The 18,870-nt window shown below is 65.9% G+C and carries 21 protein-coding genes; 7 read left to right on the plus strand and 14 right to left on the minus strand.

All coding sequences use genetic code 11. The annotated features are described in order from the left end of the window. Window positions 1-18 precede the first annotated feature (18 nt). A complete protein-coding gene (locus tag G9C89_RS18655) occupies window positions 19-342 on the minus strand; it encodes a HesB/IscA family protein (protein WP_172150860.1) in 324 nt (107 codons plus the stop codon). Between the two features lie 527 nt (window positions 343-869). Here G9C89_RS18655 and modA point away from each other — a divergent pair. The 4 genes from modA to G9C89_RS18675 all read left to right on the plus strand — a co-directional run bounded on the left by modA (window position 870) and on the right by G9C89_RS18675 (window position 3,827). Beyond that, window positions 870-1,628, plus strand: a complete 759-nt coding sequence (modA, locus tag G9C89_RS18660; RefSeq protein ID WP_172150861.1) for a molybdate ABC transporter substrate-binding protein — start codon at window positions 870-872, stop codon at window positions 1,626-1,628. Then, entirely contained in the window at window positions 1,629-2,294 is a 666-nt protein-coding gene (modB, locus tag G9C89_RS18665; RefSeq protein ID WP_172150862.1) for a molybdate ABC transporter permease subunit, read from the plus strand. Beyond that, the gene (modC, locus tag G9C89_RS18670; RefSeq protein WP_172150863.1) at window positions 2,287-3,363 is read left to right on the plus strand and encodes a molybdenum ABC transporter ATP-binding protein; all 1,077 of its coding nucleotides are present in this window, start codon (window positions 2,287-2,289) and stop codon (window positions 3,361-3,363) included. The genes modB and modC overlap by 8 nt, the downstream gene beginning before the upstream one ends. Before the next feature lie 245 nt (window positions 3,364-3,608). Next, the gene (locus G9C89_RS18675) at window positions 3,609-3,827 is read left to right on the plus strand and encodes a Nif11-like leader peptide family natural product precursor (RefSeq protein WP_172150864.1); all 219 of its coding nucleotides are present in this window, start codon (window positions 3,609-3,611) and stop codon (window positions 3,825-3,827) included. 191 nt (window positions 3,828-4,018) lie between these two features. Here G9C89_RS18675 and G9C89_RS18680 read toward each other — a convergent pair whose 3' ends face one another. The 10 genes from G9C89_RS18680 to nifE all read right to left on the minus strand — a co-directional run bounded on the left by G9C89_RS18680 (window position 4,019) and on the right by nifE (window position 10,315). Next, window positions 4,019-4,429, minus strand: coding sequence for a hypothetical protein (locus G9C89_RS18680; RefSeq protein ID WP_256674324.1), 411 nt, complete (start codon window positions 4,427-4,429; stop codon window positions 4,019-4,021). After that, a complete protein-coding gene (locus G9C89_RS18685; protein WP_172150865.1) occupies window positions 4,426-5,175 on the minus strand; it encodes a DUF364 domain-containing protein in 750 nt (249 codons plus the stop codon). The genes G9C89_RS18680 and G9C89_RS18685 overlap by 4 nt, the downstream gene beginning before the upstream one ends. After that, on the minus strand, window positions 5,172-5,546 hold the full coding sequence (locus G9C89_RS18690; RefSeq protein WP_172150866.1) for a hypothetical protein: 375 nt from the start codon (window positions 5,544-5,546) through the stop codon (window positions 5,172-5,174). Before G9C89_RS18690 ends, G9C89_RS18685 begins: the two co-directional genes overlap by 4 nt. 64 nt (window positions 5,547-5,610) lie before the next feature. Continuing rightward, entirely contained in the window at window positions 5,611-5,934 is a 324-nt protein-coding gene (locus G9C89_RS18695; protein ID WP_172150867.1) for a 2Fe-2S ferredoxin, read from the minus strand. 10 nt (window positions 5,935-5,944) lie between these two features. Then, window positions 5,945-6,244 (minus strand): ferredoxin III, nif-specific, encoded by a 300-nt coding sequence (gene fdxB / locus G9C89_RS18700; RefSeq protein ID WP_172150868.1) that lies wholly within the window; start codon window positions 6,242-6,244, stop codon window positions 5,945-5,947. Window positions 6,245-6,302: 58 nt separating this feature from the next. Then, window positions 6,303-6,512, minus strand: a complete 210-nt coding sequence (locus G9C89_RS18705; protein WP_172150869.1) for a CCE_0567 family metalloprotein — start codon at window positions 6,510-6,512, stop codon at window positions 6,303-6,305. Between the two features lie 15 nt (window positions 6,513-6,527). Next, window positions 6,528-7,010: a NifX-associated nitrogen fixation protein gene (locus G9C89_RS18710; protein WP_172150871.1), complete on the minus strand. Its 483-nt coding sequence runs from the start codon at window positions 7,008-7,010 to the stop codon at window positions 6,528-6,530. A 29-nt stretch (window positions 7,011-7,039) separates the two neighbouring features. Next, window positions 7,040-7,516 (minus strand): NifB/NifX family molybdenum-iron cluster-binding protein, encoded by a 477-nt coding sequence (locus tag G9C89_RS18715; protein ID WP_172150873.1) that lies wholly within the window; start codon window positions 7,514-7,516, stop codon window positions 7,040-7,042. A gap of 3 nt (window positions 7,517-7,519) precedes the next feature. Further along, window positions 7,520-8,896 (minus strand): nitrogenase iron-molybdenum cofactor biosynthesis protein NifN, encoded by a 1,377-nt coding sequence (gene nifN / locus G9C89_RS18720; RefSeq protein ID WP_172150875.1) that lies wholly within the window; start codon window positions 8,894-8,896, stop codon window positions 7,520-7,522. Window positions 8,897-8,905: 9 nt separating this feature from the next. Next, window positions 8,906-10,315: a nitrogenase iron-molybdenum cofactor biosynthesis protein NifE gene (gene nifE / locus G9C89_RS18725; RefSeq protein ID WP_172150876.1), complete on the minus strand. Its 1,410-nt coding sequence runs from the start codon at window positions 10,313-10,315 to the stop codon at window positions 8,906-8,908. A gap of 289 nt (window positions 10,316-10,604) precedes the next feature. Between nifE and G9C89_RS18730 the strand changes: the two genes are divergently transcribed. After that, window positions 10,605-11,219: a LysE family translocator gene (locus tag G9C89_RS18730; protein WP_172150877.1), complete on the plus strand. Its 615-nt coding sequence runs from the start codon at window positions 10,605-10,607 to the stop codon at window positions 11,217-11,219. Then, the gene (locus tag G9C89_RS18735) at window positions 11,219-12,409 is read left to right on the plus strand and encodes a benzoate/H(+) symporter BenE family transporter (protein ID WP_172150878.1); all 1,191 of its coding nucleotides are present in this window, start codon (window positions 11,219-11,221) and stop codon (window positions 12,407-12,409) included. The genes G9C89_RS18730 and G9C89_RS18735 overlap by 1 nt, the downstream gene beginning before the upstream one ends. A gap of 261 nt (window positions 12,410-12,670) precedes the next feature. Here the strand turns inward: G9C89_RS18735 and G9C89_RS18740 are convergent, their stop codons facing one another. After that, entirely contained in the window at window positions 12,671-13,432 is a 762-nt protein-coding gene (locus G9C89_RS18740; RefSeq protein WP_172150879.1) for an SDR family oxidoreductase, read from the minus strand. Between the two features lie 225 nt (window positions 13,433-13,657). Between G9C89_RS18740 and G9C89_RS18745 the strand changes: the two genes are divergently transcribed. Continuing rightward, entirely contained in the window at window positions 13,658-14,665 is a 1,008-nt protein-coding gene (locus G9C89_RS18745) for an NADP-dependent oxidoreductase (protein ID WP_172150880.1), read from the plus strand. Between the two features lie 85 nt (window positions 14,666-14,750). Here the strand turns inward: G9C89_RS18745 and G9C89_RS18750 are convergent, their stop codons facing one another. Together G9C89_RS18750 and G9C89_RS18755 are read right to left on the minus strand one after the other, a co-directional pair. Then, entirely contained in the window at window positions 14,751-17,819 is a 3,069-nt protein-coding gene (locus tag G9C89_RS18750; RefSeq protein WP_172150881.1) for an efflux RND transporter permease subunit, read from the minus strand. Beyond that, on the minus strand, window positions 17,816-18,844 hold the full coding sequence (locus G9C89_RS18755; RefSeq protein ID WP_172150882.1) for an efflux RND transporter periplasmic adaptor subunit: 1,029 nt from the start codon (window positions 18,842-18,844) through the stop codon (window positions 17,816-17,818). The genes G9C89_RS18750 and G9C89_RS18755 overlap by 4 nt, the downstream gene beginning before the upstream one ends. Between the last annotated feature and the right edge of the window lie 26 nt (window positions 18,845-18,870).

Here is an 18,870-nt window from a genome sequence, read left to right on the forward strand (position 1 = left end):
TGCCGGCAGCCTCATTGCCTAGCAGGCGAAGGATTTACCGCAGCCGCAGCTGCTGCTGGCGTTCGGATTGACGAAGGTGAAACCGCTGCCCTCCATGCTCTCGACGAAATCCATGGTCACGCCGCCGAGCAGCGGCGCGCTGGTGTCGTCGATCAGCAGGACGATGCCGCCGCAGTCGACTTTCTGGTCGTCCTCGGCACTGCTCTCTTCCAGTTTCAGGCTGTATTTCAAACCCGAGCAGCCACCGCCTTCGACACGGATGCGCAAACCGGCGACCGGCTTGGCAGTGCTACTCATGAAGCGATTGATGGCGGCCATTGCGCTGTCTGTCATGGTAATCATCGAGTTGTCTCCTCGGCTGTGCGGTTGCTTGAGCCAACCTGGCAAGACGACTGGTGCAAGCCATATGCCAGGCCGAAGCCTTGAAAAAAACCGTTCAGGATCAACACGATACGAAAGCCATGCGGTGCCTTGCGGCTGTCGCGAACAAGACCAGAGAGCCCGCTTGTCGCGATTACGACAAAGCGCCGCGAGCACGACCGGGCCCGTTATCGCCATGGCCAGGGAGCGCCTGTTTGGCACGGAGCGTTACGCATGCAGCGAGCCGCCCTAGCTGAAAACCGATGCCTGGCGCTGCGGCGCTTTAGCCTGTCGCGATAGATACAAAAACCCCTATCGCCGTGCCGGGTTGTGCCACACCCGACAAGGTTCGGCAGCGCGGCTGGCACCATCCGCATGATCTAAGCAGCTGTTGTACAAGGACTTATTTCGCCGGCAAGCACTTGGAAGCGTTTTTGCTTCAGGCCCTGCATGGCGCGCTTGCCGAAGCCCGCCCCATCACCACCTGCCGTCGATCGAGCGAGGTCAGCATGCCTACGATATTTTCCCGTCTGCTGGGCAGCCTGCTGCCCCTGGCCTTGAGCGGCGCGACCCTGGCCGGCGAGGTCCAGGTGGCGGTCGCCGCCAACTTCAGCGCGCCGATGCAGGCCCTCGCCGAGCAGTTCGCCCAAGCCAGTGGGCACCAGGCGCTGCTGTCGTTCGGCTCTACCGGCAAGTTCTACGCGCAGATCAGCAACGGCGCGCCCTTCGACATCCTGCTCAGCGCCGACAGCAGCACCCCGGCCACCCTGATCAGCGACGGCTCCGCGGTGCCCGGCAGCCAGTTCACCTATGCCAGCGGCAGGCTGGTGCTGTGGTCGGCACAGCCCGGACGGGTCGACGACCAGGGCGCGGTGCTCGAGCGGGGCGAATTCGCCCACCTGGCCATCAGCAACCCGGCGACCGCGCCCTATGGCGCCGCCGCCCTCGAGGTGCTCAGGGGGCTCGGCCTCGAGCGGCGCCTCAAGGACCGACTGGTGCAGGGCGACAGCATCACCCAGGCCTATCAGTTCGTGGCCAGCGGCAATGCCGAGCTGGGTTTCATCGCCCTGTCCCAGGTCTACCTGGACGGCCGCATCACCCAGGGCTCGGCCTGGCAGGTGCCGGCGGAGCGCCACGCAGCATTGCAGCAGGACGCCGTGTTGCTCACCCGTGGCCAGGCCAATCCGGCGGCGCTGGCGCTGCTCGAGCACCTGCGCAGCGCGCCGGCAAAAGCGCTGATCGCCCGCTATGGCTATGGAGTCGACTGAATGAGCGCAGAAGACCTCGGCGCGATCTGGCTGACCCTCAAGCTGGCCACGCTGGTCACCCTGTTGCTGTTGCTGCTGGGCACGCCGCTGGCCTGGTGGCTGGCGCGCACCCGTTCGCCGTGGAAAACGCCGATCGCCGCCCTGGTCGCCATGCCACTGGTGCTGCCACCGACCGTGATGGGCTTCTACCTGTTGCTGCTGCTCGGCCCGCAGGGACCGCTCGGCCAACTGACCCAGGCGCTGGGCCTGCTGCCCTTCAGCTTCGCCGGCCTGGTGCTCGCCTCGATGCTCTACTCCCTGCCCTTCGTGGTGCAGCCGCTGCAGAACGCCTTCGCCGCCATCGGCCCGCGTCCGCTGGAGGTCGCCGCCACCCTGCGCGCCTCGCCCTGGGACAGCTTTCGCCATGTGGTGCTGCCGCTGGCGCGGCCGGGCTTCATCAGCGCCAGCGTGCTGGGATTCGCCCATACCGTCGGCGAGTTCGGCGTGGTGCTGATGATCGGCGGCAATATCCCGGACAAGACCCGGGTGGTGTCGGTGCAGATCTACGATCATGTCGAGGCCATGCAATACGCCAATGCCCACGTCCTGGCCGGCTGCCTGCTGCTGTTCAGCTTCGTCGTGCTGCTGATCCTCAACCGCCAGCAACGGAAGATCGTCCATGACTGAAACCGGTATCGATGCGCACCTGCAGCTGCGGCGCCAGGACTTCTGCCTGGATGCCCGCCTGCAACTGCCGGCAACCGGGGTCAGCGTGCTGTTCGGCCGCTCCGGCTGCGGCAAGACCACCCTGCTGCGCGCCCTCGCCGGCCTGGAGCGTGCCGAAGGCTTCCTGCGCTTTCGCGGCCAGCGCTGGCAGGATGACGCCTACTTCCGGCCCACCCATCTGCGCCCGCTGGGCTATGTATTCCAGGAAGCCAGCCTGTTCCCCCATCTGGACGTGCGCGCCAACCTGAACTTCGGTTACCAGCGGATTGCCGCAGGGCAGCGGCGCATCGGCTTCGACGAGGCCATCAGCCTGCTCGGCCTCGAGGCCCTGCTCGAGCGTCATGCCGATCGCCTGTCCGGCGGCCAACGCCAGCGGGTGGCCATCGCCCGGGCATTGCTCAGCAGCCCCGAGCTGCTGCTGATGGACGAACCCCTGGCCAGCCTCGACCAGCACAGCAAGGCGGAAATCCTGCCCTACCTGGAGCGCCTGCGCGACGAGCTGGGCATGCCGCTGGTATATGTCACCCACGCGCCGGATGAAGTCACCCGCCTGGCCGACCACCTGGTGCTGCTGGACAACGGCCGGGTCAGCGCCAGCGGCCCGCTCAACCAGCTGCTGACCGACCCTAATCTGCCCCTCGCCCACCTCGACGAGGCGGCGGCGGTGATCGACGCCCGCGTGACCAGCCACGATCCGCACTACCGGCTGAGCAGCCTTGGCGTGCCCGGCGGCAGCCTCACGGTGGCACTGTCCGTGCTGGCGCCGGGCACGCCGACGCGGGTGCGCATCCTCGCCCGCGATGTCAGCATCGCCCTGGACATGCCGCAGCACAGCAGCATTCTCAACAGCCTGCCGGCGCGCATCGTCGACCTGCATCACGACCGCGACCCGGCCCGGGTGCTGGTGCGCCTGGACCTCGGCGGTGCGCACATCCTTTCGCACATCACCCGCCGCTCGGCCGACCAGCTCGGTCTGGTGGCGGACCAGCTGGTCAACGCGCAGATCAAGTCCGTGGCCCTGACGAGCTGAGCGCTTGTGAAAAAACTCTCGCCTACTGCGGCCGTCTCCAGGCGCTCGATATTTTCACAACCTCTGAGCGCGACTGTCTGGATTGCGCCAATCGGGTTGTGTGCGATTGTCGCCAATGCGACCAGTCGCTCCGCGCAACTCATTGATTAAACATGATTTTCAAGAAGGCATCGATGTTGCATCGGAGCCTGACGGCAGAGCCCTGCGGGCCTTGCCTTCCTTACCACTGCGATAGAGAGAGCAGCATGTCCATTAAAGAAATCAGAGCCTTCTCGGACCAGGCCCAGGCGGACCAGGCCCTGGCCGAGAAGTTGAAAACCTGCGAGAAAGTCCGCGAGATGATCGCCCTCGGCAAGGAATACGGCTTCACCATCGACGAGGTCGAGCTCTATCCACCCAACGAGGCGCAATTCGTCGAGGCACAACTGTCGGTCAAGCTGGCCAAGGCGCTGCTGCGCTGCTGAGCCGACCTGGCAGAGCGCGGGGGACCACGCATCCCCCGCGCTCCCCTTGTCCCGTGTCGCGCGGCTGCGCCTGGCCTGCGTAGGGTGCGCGGGGCCGCCCAGGCTGTGCGCACCATGACAACCGGGTGCCTGGTGCGCACGGCGCACCCTACGGGCCGGGGTCATCGAGACAATAATTCTGAGACAGCCCACTAGCCGATCAGCAGCGCATAGGCCCGCCGCAGCAACTCCCGGTCGAGCCAGGGCATGCCGATGCTTTGCGGCAGGTCGATCCAGCGGCTGCCAGGCGGCGCCGGACACAGATCGTGCCCCGGCAGCGCGGCCAGGTAGATGGGCAGCAGCAGGCCCGGCACCTCCAGGCTGACTCGAAACTCGCCGACCAATTCCAGCGCGCGACCGATACCCAGCTCTTCCTGCAGCTGGCGCAAGGCGCTGGCCGGATGGGTCTGCAGCGGGCTGTGCGCCTGCTCGTCGGCGAACACCGCCAGGGCCGGTAAGGGTATTGGCAGAACCACGCCGCCATGTTGCGGAATCAGAAAATGCAGGCGCGCGCTCACCGGGTGCTTGTGGCACAGCAGCATGCGCCACGCCTCAGTCGTCATGACCGTAACTCCAACAGCGCGTATTCCACCGGCCCGGCGAACAGCCGGGTGCCGCCACCCTCCATGACCACTTGCTGCGCCGCCGAACCGTCCAGCACGCGCACGCCGGCCAGGTAGTCCACGCCGAACTGCTGCCAGTCGAGCAGCCAGGGCAGGCTCGGGCCCATCAGCACCACCTGCGCCTGCCGGGATAACTCCAGCAGGCGCGGCAGGGTCTTGTTGGCGATGCTGCTGGCGCTGATGAACACCCAGTCGGCCTGGGGCAACAGGTATTCGGCGGCGCTGTCGGGCAGGTCGCCGTCCTGTTGCCGACGCTCCAGGCACTGATAGGCGAAGCCCTGCCAGAGTTGCTCCAGCCCCGGATAGTGACCGATCACCGCCACCCGCCGCCCTTCCAGGCGTGGGCGGAAATGGGCGAAAACCTGCAGATGTCCGGGCACCTCGGCGCGCAGCGGCTCGGCCAGCCGTGCACAGCCGGCGGCGCCATTGCTCCAGGCATTGAGCACGGCCAGGCCGACCGCCGCCTCGGCGCTGTCCCACGACAGCAGCCAGCGGCGCAGGCGATCGCTCGGCTGTCCGCGCAGGGTCCCGGCCCAGCTCAGGGTGCGCGGCACCTGCCGCGGACTGAAGGCGAAGCCCAGGCCATGGTCCACCTCGGCCAGGGTCCAGTTCAGCCCCAGGCACACCTGCTGCACCGCGGCCCGGTCGGTGCAGCTGTCGAGCAGCCAGTCATACAGTCTGTTCATGCTTCAAGCGCCGGCAGCAGGCGCAGCTCGCTTTTCAGCGCACCGGCACGCCCCCAGGCGGTCGCCGCCTCGATGACCAGGTGCGGCTGGTGCGGATGCGCCTGGAGCAGATCGAACTCGGCGTATGCCAGGCCATCGCCATAAACCAGGATGCTGCCCTGATACCCCCCGGTCGGGCCGCGCCATTCGGCATACAGCGCCAGGCTGTGGTCGAAGCGATCCTCGCGCAGCTCGGCATGGGTGCAGGGCGTGCCGGCCAGCACCAGGTCCTGGTCGATACCGGCCCGTTGCAGGCTCGCGGCCAGCGCCTGGCAGATTTCCGCGAACAGTGGCTGGGCGTCATGCAGCCAGGCATGCAGTGACATCGGCATCAGGCGCAATCCTCGTTGAATGATTGGGCGATGTATCTGAGCAGCAACAACTCGCTCATGGGCGCTACCACAGCTCCGTCGGGGTGAGTTTTTCCGCATAGGGCTCGCCGCCCAGCAGGTGCTGTTCGACGATCGGCCCGACGTCCGCCGGCTCGACCCAGCTGTACATCACCGCGCCGGGGTAGATCAGCAGGTTGGCCCCGGCCTGGCACGGGCCGAGGCAGCCGGTGCTGGTCAGGGCGATGCGGCCCAGCAGGTTGCGCTGGATCAGCGCCTGGGCGAAGGCATCGAACATCGCCTCGCCGCCCTTGCCGGCGCAGCTGCCGCGCGGATGTCCATCCGGACGCCGCTGGGTACAGTTAAACAGGTGGTACTCGGGCTTGGCCATGTCCGTCTCCTCAACACGCGAGGGCTTGGTGGCTGTGGCACTGCTTGGGGCAGACCTTGGCGCAGGACGTGCAGCCGATGCAGTCGAGCGCATCCTTGATGGTCATCACCTGCATTTCATCATCCTCGTCGTAGAAATCCTCGGCGTCATCGAGCACCGTGCTGCGCTCGGCCAGGGTGAACACATCGCGTGGACAGACCTTGTAGCAGCGCCCGCAGCCGATGCATTTCTGCGCATCCAGCGCGGTGACGAACTGCGGAATCCACTCGAGCCCACCCCGGGTGCGCCCGCTAATCATTGCCTCGGCCATGCTCTGTCTCCTCCCCGGGGGGCTACGGTTGTGTGTGTGGCTGTTGCTGCATACGCGCTCAGGACGCGCTGGCCTGATCCAGCCGCGCCTTGGCCTCGGCCCAGTCCAGGCATGCCTGGTGGGTGCGCCGGGCCAGCTCCGGCAACTCGTCGTAGGCACTGAGCAGCCGATCCTCGACCAGGTCATGGATCTGCCCAGCCCAGTCGCTGGCGATACGCTTCTTCTGGCTGACTTCCTTGTGCAGCGCCTTGAGTTGTTCTTCGATCATGTCGGTCTCCTATGTTCAGAGTTCGGCGACGTCGCGGTGCGCGGCAACCAGGCCGGCGGCCTTGCCCAGCTGCTTCTCGGCTTCGCCGACCAGCGCGTCGAGCGAGTCGAAACCGAAGCGGTGGACGTCGCGCAGGGTCTTGTCCAACGCCACCAGCTTGCCGACCAGAATCAGCGCGCGGCCGAAACCCTCGTGGCTGATGTTGAGCACCGGCACGGCGAGCAGCCCGGTCTCGCGCTCGACCATCTGGGCGATGGCGTTGTAGTAGGCCTTGATCCGCGCCAGCGTGGTCTCGTCGGGATCGCCCACCACCGGGATGGCCCGGCGGCGTTCCTTGGTCAGCACCAGCGGATCGAGCACCCGGGCGTCGCTCCAGGTGTCGTAGGTGCCATAGCTGTCCATGCAGCGCAGCTGGACCAGCATCTGGCGGATGATCGGCTGCTGCAGGGCGGCGTCGTCCTCCAGCACTACGGGTTGTTGTTCAGGTGCGTCATACATGCGGTGTTTCCTCGCTGAAATGTTCGGCTTTATTCGTCCCAGGCTTCGCTCGCCATGGCGGCGAAGCGCTGATGATCCGCGCCCTGGGTGCGCTGAATGGCCTTGGCCAGCCAGGCCGAGGGGCCTTCGCGCAGTTCGGCCTGCAGGGTCTCGATCAGCTCGGCGATGCGCGCCGATTCGGCGACCTTCACCGGCTGTACGCCGATGGCCAGCAGCTGGCGCACCGCCGAGGCCCCGCAGGCGCGGCAGTACACGGCGATGCAGCCGTCGAGCAGGCCCAGCTTGCTGACCAGTTTGTCCTCGTTGCCGTCCTGCTCCTGATCGCCGAACTCGGCCACCGAGAGCAGTTGCGCATGCTGCGGATTGACCCCGTAGATGACGAAGGCGCGCGACGAGCCGAAGTGCTGGTCGACGTGCTCACGATCGGCGGAGGCGAAGGCCACCTTGAGCAGGCTGCCGTCGTCCTCGGCATCCAGTACCTGCAGTTGTCGAGTCGGGCGGGCCATGGCTCAGTGCCTCCGTTGCGGCTGTTCGGTAAGGGGTTTCTGCGCATAGATCGAGCGATAGGGGGCGATGCCCTGGTGCCGCTCGACCAGCAGGTTGGCGATGTCGAACAGCACCTGGCTGCTGCCGCGATAGCCGACCCAGCAGCGCTGGAAGCCGCCGAGCAGGTCGTATAGCGGAAAGCCCATGCGCAGCAGCGGCAGGCCCAGGCGCTGGGCGCAGGCCTGGGCGTGACTGTTGCCCAGCAGCAGCTGGGCCTGCTGAGCGCGCGCACCCTGTTCGAGATCCTCGAGATCGCCGACCTGGATGCAGGCCAGCGGCGAGTCCGCCAGCGCCGCGGAATTGGCCGGCACCACGGCGCTGACCGTGCGCGCGCCCATGCCGCGCAGCAGCGCGTCGAAGCCGAGCAGCAGATCGGCATCGGCGGCGATGGCCAGTCGCGCATCGCCGAGCATGAAGTGGGTGTCGAGCATGCAGTCCTGCAGCTGGCGCCGCTGCTTCTGCCAGCGCTCGGGCACCGGCGTGCCGCTGATCTCGGCCAGGGCCAGCAGCCAGGCATCCACCCCGTCCAGGCCGAGCAACAGGCCGAAGCGCCGCTGCGGCACGCCGGTGCGCGCGGCCAGGGCATCGGCGGCGCCATGCAGGCTCTGCCCGACCACCAGGGTGGCAATGCTCTGCCCCGCCGTGGCCAACTCGGCCACACTCAGCCCGCCGGTGGTCAAGGGGTTGAAGGCGGCCTCGTCGAGGTGACCGTCGAGCGAGCCGGACAGGTCGGGAATCAGCAACGGGCGCAGGCCGAAGCTCTCGATGCTGTCGCTGATGAATTCCAGGTCGCCCGGGGTCAGGCTGGCCGAGCACAGCACGTTGACCTGGCGCGGGCGCTGGCCGGCGCGGCCCTGCTGCTCGGGCACCAGGGTTTCGATGATGGCCTTGACCGCCACGGCGAAGCCGCTCTCGAAACTGCCGGAAAAATCCGGGGTGTTCACCGGCACTATGGCGACATCCCGGTACTCGGCGTACTCGCGGCGAAATTCGTGCAATGCGCTGTGCAGGTCGCAACCCTGGGTTTCCGCCAGGCCGGTGCTGAGCAGGCCGATGACCGCCGGGTGCTGCTTGTCGCAGAGGGTCCTGAGCGCCTCGACGATATTCTCGTCGGCGCCCATCACCGAACTGACCTGGTCCATCGCCGTGGTCTGCAGCGGCACCGGCTCGCGGAAGTGACGCACGAAGAACACCTTGGCGAAGGCGGTGCAGCCCTGCGAGCCGTGCATCAGCGGCATGCTGCGCGCCAGGCCGAGGAAGGCCAGCGTGCCACCCATGGTCTGGCTGGCTTTCAGCGGGCTGACGGCCAGGGCTTTGTTGCGCTTGATGATCTCGGCCATGCTGCCCCCTCAACCGTTCGCGACGTGCAGGGCGACAGCCCCGCTCTGGTCCCAGGGCGCCGGACGGCGCACCGCTTGCCACACCGGGCTTTCCAGGGTCAGGCAGAGCTGGCGCACCAGCTCGAGCATGCCGGTGTAGCCGGCGTAGCCGAATTCGCGCTCCTGATTGATGTCGAGGAAGGGGATGCGTGCCTTCAGCGCGGTGTACATGTTGCGTCCGCCGGCGATGAGGATGTCGGCGCGGTACTCCTCGACGGCCTTGAGCAGCGCGCGCGGGTTGCCTTCGTCGAGCATCTTCACCTCATCGCCCATCAGCTCGCGGATGCGCGCCTTGTCTTCCTCGGTGGATTTCTTGGTGCCGGTGGCGACCACTTTCATGCCCAGGTCCTGCAACGCCGAGATCACCGACCAGGACTTCACCCCGCCGGTGTAGAGCAGCACGCGCTTGCCGGCCAGGCGTGCACGCCAGGGTTCCAGGGCCAGGCGGATCTTCATCTCCTCGCGCGCGATCAGCGCCTCGGTACGCACGGTCAGATCCGCATCGCCGATCAGCCGGGCGAAGTCGCGCAACGCCTGGGAGGTGTCGGTGATGCCGTAGAAACTGCCCTCGAACCAGGGCGTGCCGTAGCGCTCCTGCAGCTTGCGCGCGACGTTGAGCATGGCCTTGGAGCAGACCATCATGTTCACCGCGGCGGCGTGCATGCTCTGCACCTCGCGAAAGCGCGCATCGCCGGACAGGGTGCAGAGCACGCGCAGGCCCAGCTCGTCGAGCAGCGGCAGCACATGCCAGAACTCGCCGGCGATGTTGTACTCGCCGATCAGGTTGACGTCATGCACGCGGATGCCCGGGCGCGCACTGCCGGCCGGCAGCGGATCGGGTTCGCGGCTGCCGATCACGTACTTGAGCATGGCCTCGCCGGCGATGCGGTTGCCGAGGTTCTTGGTGCCGTAGAAGCCGGCCGCGTCCACCGGCACCACCGGCGTATTGAAGTGCTCGCCGGCGGCCTTGCAGATGGCGTCGACGTCGTCGCCGATCAGCGCCGGCACGCAGGTGTTGTAGACGAACACCGCCGCCGGCGCGTAGCCCTCCACCGCCTGGCGGATGGCATGGAACAGGCGTTTCTCGGCGCGGCCCATGATCACGTCCTGCTCGGACAGGTCGGTGGTCATGCCGATGCGGTACAGCTGCGGGCCGCTGGAGCGGGTGCCGCGGTTGTCCCAGGAACTGCCGGCGCAGGCGATCGGGCCATGGACGATGTGCGCCACATCGGCGATCGGCAGCAGGGCGATCTGCGCGCCGTCGAAGGCGCAGCCGCCATCGGTGGCACCCGGCTTGGGCTTGGCGCAGCCGGATTTTTCCTTCTTGTTGTGGCTGCAGGCAGGCTCATCGAGCAGCTCGGCAATGTCCTTGGCTTTCATCGCACCCCTCCGCGTCATCGGTGTCGCACACGAAGCCTGTTGCAATGCCCATACCAAACAATAACTGATTGATTTTAAATGGATTATCTGAATAACCCGTTGTCGCAAAGCCGCCCTCCTGTCGGCTTTGCAACAAGGCCGTGCAAACATGACGCCGCTTGTCCGCCTCACTGTACTGGCCGATGAGGATGCCCGGCCCAACTGTATGGCCCTTTGCACGCTTCGCTGTATCGCGACACCCATGGCATCAGCCCTTAGGCTTGCAAGCACTGCCACCGAGTGCCCTGCCATGACCGCTGAACTGCTGATTGCCTTTATCGCCTTTGCCTTCGTCACCTCGGTGACGCCGGGACCGAACAACATGATGCTGCTCGCCTCCGGGGTTAACTTCGGCATGCGCCGCAGCCTGCCGCACATGTTCGGCATCAGCCTGGGTTTCATGGTGCTGGTGATGGCGGTGGGTTTGGGCCTTGGCCAGGTGTTCGAGCAGGTGCCGCTGCTCTACAGCCTGCTGCGCTACCTGGGCGCGACTTACCTGCTCTACCTGGCCTGGAAAATCGCAAACGCCGGCGCGCCCGAGAGCCAAGCCCAGGCCAGTGGCAAACCGTTCAGTTTCCTCCAGGCGGCGGCGTTTCAGTGGGTCAACCCCAAGGCCTGGGTAATGGCCATCGGCGCCATCACCACCTACACGCCACAGGATAATTTCGTGGTCAACGTGCTGCTGATCGCCGCCCTGTTCGCCCTGGTCAACTGCCCCAGCGTCGGCCTCTGGACCATGGCCGGCAGCCTGCTGCGCAACTGGTTGAGCAATCCGCGGGTGCTGCGCGGCTTCAATATCGGCATGGCGCTGCTCTTGGTCGCTTCGCTCTATCCCATCTTCGCCGACGTGCAGGAAGTGCTCTGATGCAGGAACTGACGCAAGGCCGCCTGCGCCTCCTGGCCGATAGCTCGACCTCGGCGGTGGTCGCCGGCTTCATCGCCATGCTCACCGGCTACACCAGCTCGCTGGTGCTGATGTTCCAGGCTGGCCAGGCGGCGGGGCTGAGCAGCGGGCAGATTTCCTCGTGGATCTGGGCGCTGTCGATCGGCATGGCGGTGACCAGCATCGGCCTGTCGCTGCGCTACCGCGCGCCGGTGATGATCGCCTGGTCGACCCCGGGCGCCGCCTTGCTGATCAGCAGCCTGCCGGGGGTGCCCTACGGCGAGGCGATCGGCGCCTATATCCTCGCCTCGGGGCTGATCGTACTGATCGGCCTGACCGGCAGTTTCGACCACATCATGCGGCGCATCCCCGGCTCCATCGCCGCCGCCCTGCTGGCCGGGGTGCTGTTCAAGATCGGCCTGGAAATCTGCGGCGCCGCCGAGCAACAGCCGGTGCTGGTGGTGGCGATGCTGTTCGCCTACCTGCTGGGCAAACGCCTGCTGCCGCGCTATGCGGTGCTCGCCGCGCTGATCGTCGGCTGCCTGCTGGCCGGGTTGTTCGGCCTGCTGGATTTCAGCGAATTCGAGCTGCAGCTGGCCACCCCCGAATGGACCACGCCGAGCTTCTCCTGGGCCGCGTCGATCAGCATCGGCATCCCGCTGTTCATCGTCGCCATGGCCTCGCAGAACCTGCCCGGCATGGCCGTGCTGCGTGCCAACGGCTACAACCTGCCGGCCTCGCCGTTGCTGACCACCAGCGGCCTGGCCTCCATCCTGCTGGCGCCCTTCGGCTCCCACGGCATTCATATGGCGGCGATCAGCGCCGCGATCTGCGCCGGCCCCGAAGCCCATGAGGACCCGGCCAAGCGCTACACCGCCGCGGTCTGGTGCGGGCTGTTCTACGGCATCGCCGGGATCTTCGGCGCCACCCTCGCCGCCCTGTTCGCCGCCCTGCCCAAGGCGCTGATCCTGTCGATCGCGGCGCTTGCGCTATTCGCCTCGATCATCGGCGGCCTGACCCATGCCATGAGCGAACCCAAGGAACGCGAAGCGGCGCTGATCACCTTCCTGGTCACCGCCTCGGGCATGACCCTGTTCTCGGTCGGTTCGGCGTTCTGGGGGATAGTGGCGGGACTGCTGACCCTGGCGATTCTTAATGTTGGCAAGGATTGATGGGTATCGGGGCTCGGAGGCTTTGTAGGAGCGGCGGGGACGCCTAGTTCATGGCCGCGACAGGGCATGCCTGCAAAAAGCATCGCGGGCATGGCCCGCTCCTACGAAACGCCCGAGAACCGTAGCCCGGATGCAATCCGGGGGCGCTGGACGGGGTGGTAATTTTCCCGGATTTCATCCGGGCTACTCGTAGGTTGGGGGCACCCCAAAGAACAAAGGCGCCTGGATAGGCGCCTTTGTTTTGCTCCGAGCGAAGCGCGATCAGATCGCCGTCGCCCCGCCGTCCACCGCCAGGGCGTGGCCGGTGGTGAAGGCGGCGCCATCGCAGCACAGGTAGAGCACCGCGGTGGCGATTTCCTCGACCTTGCCGATGCGCCCGACCGGGTGCATGGCGGCGGCGAACTCGGCCTTCTTCGGGTCGGCCTCGTGGGCGCGGCGGAACATGTCGGTGTCGATCACCGCCGGGCACACCGCGTTGACGCGGATTTTCTTCTTCGCGTATTCCACCGCCGCCGACTTGGTCAGGCCAATGACCGCATGCTTGGAGGCGCTGTAGATGCTCATCTTCGGCGCCGCGCCGAGGCCGGCGACCGAGGCGGTGTTGACGATGGCACCGCCGCCCTGGGCCAGCAGCAACGGAATCTGGTACTTCATGCACAGCCACACGCCTTTGACGTTGACGCCCATGAGGGCGTCGAACTCGGCCTCGGTGCCCTCGGCCAGCTTGCCCTTCTCGATCTCGATGCCGGCATTGTTGAAGGCATAGTCCAGGCGACCGTAGGCGGCTACCGAGGCATCCATCAACGCCTTGACCTCGGCATCGCGGGTCACGTCGCAGCGCACGAAGGTGGCTTGGCCGCCGGCTGCGCGGATCAGCTCGACGGTGCCTTCGCCGCCCGCCACGTCGACATCGGAAACCACTACCTTGAGGCCTTCGTTGGCGAAAGCCAGGGCCGTCGCACGGCCAATACCGGCAGCGCCGCCGGTGACCAGGGCAACCTGGCCGGAAAAGCTCAAACTCATCTGCGTGTCCTCACAAGGAGTGAAAGTCTGCGCCGAGTCTAGTCAGAGCAGCAGCCGAGGCGGCAGCACTATTCGAACAACGGTTATGGCCTCATGCAAAATAATGATTAACACCCCGTCGCGCCATCACCCGAATGGATCGTCAGCCATTCGGCCCCAGGGCAAACCTTGCCCATCGGCCCAGCAGGGGCTATCACAAGTCTTTCCGTTCAATGAGTACCGATCATGACTGCCAGCCTCAACCGCCAATTCCTCCTCGCCCAACGCCCCGTCGGCCTGCCCAGCCGCGACACCTTCAGCTACGTGGAAACCCCGCTCGGCGAACCCGGACCCGGCCAGATCCTGGTCAAGAACCTCTATCTGTCCCTCGACCCGGCCATGCGCGGCTGGATGAACGACGCCAAGTCCTATATCCCGCCGGTCGGCATCGGCGAGGTGATGCGCGCCCTCGGCGTCGGTGAGGTGGTCGCCTCGCAGCACCCCGATTTCGCCGTCGGCGACCATGTCAACGGCGCCCTGGGCGTGCAGGACTACTTCCTCGGCGAACCCAAGGGCTTCTACAAGGTCGACGCCAAGCGCGCCCCCTTGCCGCTGTACCTCTCCGCCCTGGGCATGACCGGCATGACCGCCTATTTCGCCCTGCTCGATGTCGGCGCGCCCAAGGCCGGTGAAACCGTGGTGATTTCCGGCGCCGCCGGCGCGGTCGGCAGCATTGCCGGGCAGATCGCCAAGCTCAAGGGCTGCCGCGTGGTCGGCATTGCCGGCGGCGCGGACAAGTGCAAGTTCCTGATCGACGAACTGGGCTTCGATGGCGCCATCGACTACAAGAATGAAGACCTGCACGCCGCCCTGAAACGCGAGTGCCCGAAAGGTGTGGACGTGTATTTCGACAACGTCGGCGGCGACATCCTCGATGCCGTGCTCACCCGCCTGGCCTTCAAGGCACGGGTGATCATCTGCGGCGCGATCAGCCAGTACAACAACAAGGAAGCGGTCAAGGGCCCGGCCAACTACCTGAACCTGCTGGTCAACAGCGCACGCATGGAAGGCATGGTGGTGATGACCTACGCCCCACGCTTCGCCGAGGCGGCCCAGGAAATGGCAGGCTGGCTGGCCAGCGGCAAGCTGAAGTCCAAGGAAGACATCGTGGTTGGCCTGCAGACCTTCCCGGAAACCCTGCTCAAGCTGTTCAGCGGGGAGAACTTCGGCAAGCTGGTGCTCAAGGTCGAGTAACACTTGTGGGAGGGGCTTTAGCCGCGACGCGCCCTATCGCGGCTAAAGCCCCTCCCACAGACACTGTGCATGCTGGATTACTGCATTACGCTACCGCCACTTCGTCGCTCTGCTGTTTGATCGGCCGCCAGCTGCGCAGCAGCATATAGAGTGTGGGAATCACGAACAGGGTGAAGAAGGTGCCGACCAGCAGGCCGCCAACGATCACCAGGCCGATCTGCTGGCGGCTTTCGGCGCCGGCGCCGCTGGCGATGGCCAGGGGCAAGGAACCCAGGACCATCGCCCCGGTGGTCATCAGGATCGGCCGCAGGCGCTGCACCGAGGCGTCTATCACCGCGCCGCGCAGCTCATGGCCCTGGCGCAGCAGCACGTTGGCGAACTCGACGATGAGGATGCCGTGCTTGGTGATCAGGCCGATCAGGGTCACCAGGCCGATCTGCGAGTAGATATTCAGGGTACCGCCGAACAGGGTCAGCGCCAGCAAGGCGCCGGCCATCGACAGCGGCACGCTGAACAGGATGATCAGCGGATCGCTGAAGCTCTCGAACTGCGCCGCCAGCACCAGGAAGATAAAGGCCAGGGCCAGGGCGAAGATCAGCGCGATACCGGCGCTGGACTCCTTGAAGTCACGCGAGGTACCGGTGTAGTCGTATTGCGTGTCCGGCGGGAATACATCGCGGGCGGTGTTTTCCAGATGGGCCAGCACCTCGCCCAGGGTGTGGCCGGCACCGACGTTGGCACTCACCGTCACCGCACGCAACTGGTTGAAGTGATTGAGTTCGCGCGGCGCCACCGTCTCGCGCACCTCGATCAGGTTGGACATCTGCACCATGCTGTCGTCACGCCCGCGCACATAGACGCGGTCGAGATCCTGCGGATTGCTGCGGTCGACGCCCTGCAATTGCACCATCACGTCGTACTGTTCGCCGTTCTGCTTGAAGCGGGTGACCTGGCGGCTGCCGAACAGACTTTCCAGGCTGCGGCCGATGGTCGCCACGTCGGTGCCGACTGCGACCGCCTGCTCGCGATTGATCGCCACCTTGAGCTGTGGCGCATTCAGTTTGAGGTCGCTGTCCAGGCTTTCCAGACCGGGGTAATCACGCAGGCTGTCCAACAGCTCATCGACGTAGCCCTGCAACTCGGCATATTCCATCGAGGAGCGGATCACGAAGTTGACCGGCTGGTTGCGTGCGCTCTGCCCCAGCGGCGGCCGGTTGACCGGAAAGGCGCGCACCCCGGCGATGTCCTGCAGCTTGGGCAGCAGCTCGTTGCGAATCTCGAACTGGCTGCGCGAGCGGTCGCCCCAATCCTCCAGCTTCATGAAGGAAATACCCTGGGCCACCGTGGGAAAACCGGCGATCACCATGTAGCGGTTGGTTTCCGGGATGCTCTCGTAGGCCGCCTCGATCTCCCGCGCATAGCGCCCGGTGTAGCCGATGGTGGCGCCGTCCGGGCCGTTGAACACGCCGATGATGGTGCTGGTGTCCTCGGTCGGCGCCAGCTCGGCCTTCAAGCCGGCGAACAGCAGCAGACAGGCCAGCAGGGCCAGCAGCAGCACCCCCAGCACCAGCCACCAGGCCGCCAGGGCGCGGGCCAGCAAGCGCCTGTAGCCATGGGTCAGGCCGTTGAGGAAATCCTCGATCAGGTTGTACAGGCGGTTGTGCCGCTCGCCGGCCCGATGCGGCTTGAGCAGTACCGCGCACATCATCGGGGTCAGGGTCAGGGCGACAAAACCCGAGACCAGCACGGCGCCGGCCAGGGTCCAGGCAAACTCGGTGAACAGCTTGCCGGTGGTGCCCTGCATGAAACCGATGGGGGCGAACACCGCGGCCAGGGTCAGGGTCATGGCGATCACCGCGAAGGCGATCTCGCGGCTGCCCTTGAGCGCCGCCTGCATGGGCTGCATGCCCTCCTCGATATGCCGGTGGATGTTCTCCAGCATGACGATGGCATCGTCCACCACCAGGCCGATCGCCAGGACCATGGCCAGCAGGGTCAGGGTGTTGATGGTGAAGCCCATCAGGCTCATCAGGGCGAAGGCGCCGATCAGCGACACCGGGATGGTCACCAACGGAATGATGGTGGCGCGCAGCGAACGCAGGAAGATGAAGATGATCAGGATGACCAGCGCCACCGCTTCCCAGATGGTGATGAAGACATTGTCGATCGACTCGCGAATGAACAGCGAATTGTCGTGGGCGATGGCCATTTCCATGCCTTCGGGCAACAGCGCGCGCACTTCCGGCAGGGCCGCGCTCAAGCCATCGGAGATATCCAGCGGGTTGGCCGTGGCCTGCTTGATCACGCCCATGGACACCGCCGGACGGCCCTTGTAACGCACGATGCTGCGCTCGTTCTGCGGGCCTATCGCGGCATAGCCGACATCGGCCAGGCGCAGCAGATAGCCCTGCGAGTCATCGAGAATCAGCTGGTTGAACTGCTCCGGGGTATTCAGATCGGTTTCCGAGAGCACGGTGAACTCGCGCTCGCGCGACTCGATGCGCCCGGCGGGAATCTCCACATTCTGCCGGCGCAGGGCGTCTTCCACGTCCTGTACGGTGAGGTTGTGCGCGGCGAGCTTTTCCGGGTCGAGCCAGATGCGCATGGCCAGGGTCCGACCACCGCGGATCTGCACCTCGGAGACGCCGGCGATGGTCTGCAGGCGGTCCTTGATCACCCGCTCCAGCAGGTCGGTGATCTCCATGGCGCTGTAGCGTTCGCTGTAGAAGGCGATCCACACCACCGGCTGGGCATCGGCCTCGACCTTCTGCACGATGGGTTCGATGATTTCATCCGGCAGCAGTCCGCGCACCCGGCCGAGCCGGTCGCGGACATCGTTGGCCGCTTCGTCGCTGTTGGCACCCAGCTTGAACTGGGCCGTGATCTGGGTGTTTTCCGAGCGGCTGATGGAACTGACGAAGTCCAGACCCTCGATGCCCGAGAGTACATCCTCGATCGGCTGGGCGACCTGGGACTCCATGATTTCCGGGCTGGCTCCCGGATAAGTGACGTTGACCGTGACGATGGGCACGTCGACGTTGGGGTATTCGCGCACGCTCAGGCGGTCATAGGCCATCAGGCCGAGCAGCACCAGGATCAGCGACAGCACGGTGGCGAATACCGGCCGGCGGATGCAGATGTCCGACAGCGTCATAGCACGGGCTCCACCACCTTGGTGCGCACCGCCATGCCCGCGCGCACCTTCTGCCAACCGGCGCTGATCAGGCTTTCATCACCGACCAGGCCTTCGCGCACCTCGACCGTACCGGCTGCACGCTTGCCCAGCTTGACCTCGCGCACCTCGACCTTGCCGTCCACCACCAGGTTGACCAGCAGGCGCTCGCCGACCGGCATCACCGCCTCCTCGGGGATCACCAGGGCATCGGGGCGCTCGGCGAGAATCACCGACACCTTGACGAACTGGCCGGGGCTCAGGCGCCCATCGGCATTCTCGATATGGGCGCGAATCGCCTGGCTGCGCCCGGCTTCATCCAGGCGCGGGTTGATGGCGTAGATCTCGCCGCTGAAGCGCTCGCCCGGATAGGCGTCGAGGCTGATCTCGATGCTCTGCTGCAGGCGAATCTGGCTGATGGCCTTCTGCGGAATGCGGAAGTCGACCTTGAGCGGATCGAGCACCTCCAAGTTGACGATGTCCTGGCCGGCGCTCAGGTAGTCGCCCGGGCTGACCTGGCGCAGGCCCAGGACTCCGCTGTGCGGTGCATGAATCCGGGTCTTGTCCAGGCGCGCCTGGGCCAACGCCAGGCTGGCGCGGGCGGCTTGCTGCTGGGCACTGGCTTCATCCAGCGCCTGGGCATTGCTGGCGCCGCGCTTGAACAGCATCTGCGCGCGCTGATGATTTTTTTCCGCCAGATACAGATTGGCCTGCGCCTGGGCCAGCTCGGCACGGGTAATCGCATCGTCCAGGCTGACCAGCAAGGTTCCGACCGCGACGGCCTGGCCTTCGCGGAAATGCAAGGAGGCCAGACGCCCTTCGATTTCCGGGCGGATCATCACCGACTCATCGGAGCGCAGCGAGCCGAAGGTAATCAGCTCGTCGCGCACCAGGGCTTTTTCCACCTGCACGACTTCGACCAATGGGCCTTCCGCCGCCTGCGCCAATGGCCAAAGGGTCGAAAGCAGCAGCAATGCGACGAATAACGGGCGCGGACGGGCAGACATATACAACCCCAATGATTCTGTAGAGG

The sequence above is a fragment of the Pseudomonas tumuqii genome (assembly GCF_013184545.1).
Lineage (GTDB): Bacteria > Pseudomonadota > Gammaproteobacteria > Pseudomonadales > Pseudomonadaceae > Aquipseudomonas > Aquipseudomonas tumuqii.

What these genes read in the sequence shown, in the direction of transcription:
- fdxB (WP_172150868.1), bottom strand. Translation starts at nt 6,244, where the DNA reads ATGGCCGAGGCAATGATTAGCGGGCGCACCCGGGGTGGGCTCGAGTGG.
- G9C89_RS18755 (WP_172150882.1), bottom strand. Translation starts at nt 18,844, where the DNA reads ATGTCTGCCCGTCCGCGCCCGTTATTCGTCGCATTGCTGCTGCTTTCG.
- G9C89_RS18705 (WP_172150869.1), bottom strand. Translation starts at nt 6,512, where the DNA reads ATGATCGAAGAACAACTCAAGGCGCTGCACAAGGAAGTCAGCCAGAAG.
- G9C89_RS18735 (WP_172150878.1), top strand. Translation starts at nt 11,219, where the DNA reads ATGCAGGAACTGACGCAAGGCCGCCTGCGCCTCCTGGCCGATAGCTCG.
- G9C89_RS18730 (WP_172150877.1), top strand. Translation starts at nt 10,605, where the DNA reads ATGACCGCTGAACTGCTGATTGCCTTTATCGCCTTTGCCTTCGTCACC.
- G9C89_RS18690 (WP_172150866.1), bottom strand. Translation starts at nt 5,546, where the DNA reads ATGCCGATGTCACTGCATGCCTGGCTGCATGACGCCCAGCCACTGTTC.
- nifE (WP_172150876.1), bottom strand. Translation starts at nt 10,315, where the DNA reads ATGAAAGCCAAGGACATTGCCGAGCTGCTCGATGAGCCTGCCTGCAGC.
- G9C89_RS18655 (WP_172150860.1), bottom strand. Translation starts at nt 342, where the DNA reads ATGATTACCATGACAGACAGCGCAATGGCCGCCATCAATCGCTTCATG.
- G9C89_RS18695 (WP_172150867.1), bottom strand. Translation starts at nt 5,934, where the DNA reads ATGGCCAAGCCCGAGTACCACCTGTTTAACTGTACCCAGCGGCGTCCG.
- G9C89_RS18685 (WP_172150865.1), bottom strand. Translation starts at nt 5,175, where the DNA reads ATGAACAGACTGTATGACTGGCTGCTCGACAGCTGCACCGACCGGGCC.
- modC (WP_172150863.1), top strand. Translation starts at nt 2,287, where the DNA reads ATGACTGAAACCGGTATCGATGCGCACCTGCAGCTGCGGCGCCAGGAC.
- nifN (WP_172150875.1), bottom strand. Translation starts at nt 8,896, where the DNA reads ATGGCCGAGATCATCAAGCGCAACAAAGCCCTGGCCGTCAGCCCGCTG.
- modA (WP_172150861.1), top strand. Translation starts at nt 870, where the DNA reads ATGCCTACGATATTTTCCCGTCTGCTGGGCAGCCTGCTGCCCCTGGCC.
- G9C89_RS18740 (WP_172150879.1), bottom strand. Translation starts at nt 13,432, where the DNA reads ATGAGTTTGAGCTTTTCCGGCCAGGTTGCCCTGGTCACCGGCGGCGCT.
- G9C89_RS18675 (WP_172150864.1), top strand. Translation starts at nt 3,609, where the DNA reads ATGTCCATTAAAGAAATCAGAGCCTTCTCGGACCAGGCCCAGGCGGAC.
- G9C89_RS18750 (WP_172150881.1), bottom strand. Translation starts at nt 17,819, where the DNA reads ATGACGCTGTCGGACATCTGCATCCGCCGGCCGGTATTCGCCACCGTG.
- G9C89_RS18680 (WP_256674324.1), bottom strand. Translation starts at nt 4,429, where the DNA reads ATGACGACTGAGGCGTGGCGCATGCTGCTGTGCCACAAGCACCCGGTG.
- modB (WP_172150862.1), top strand. Translation starts at nt 1,629, where the DNA reads ATGAGCGCAGAAGACCTCGGCGCGATCTGGCTGACCCTCAAGCTGGCC.
- G9C89_RS18710 (WP_172150871.1), bottom strand. Translation starts at nt 7,010, where the DNA reads ATGTATGACGCACCTGAACAACAACCCGTAGTGCTGGAGGACGACGCC.
- G9C89_RS18715 (WP_172150873.1), bottom strand. Translation starts at nt 7,516, where the DNA reads ATGGCCCGCCCGACTCGACAACTGCAGGTACTGGATGCCGAGGACGAC.
- G9C89_RS18745 (WP_172150880.1), top strand. Translation starts at nt 13,658, where the DNA reads ATGACTGCCAGCCTCAACCGCCAATTCCTCCTCGCCCAACGCCCCGTC.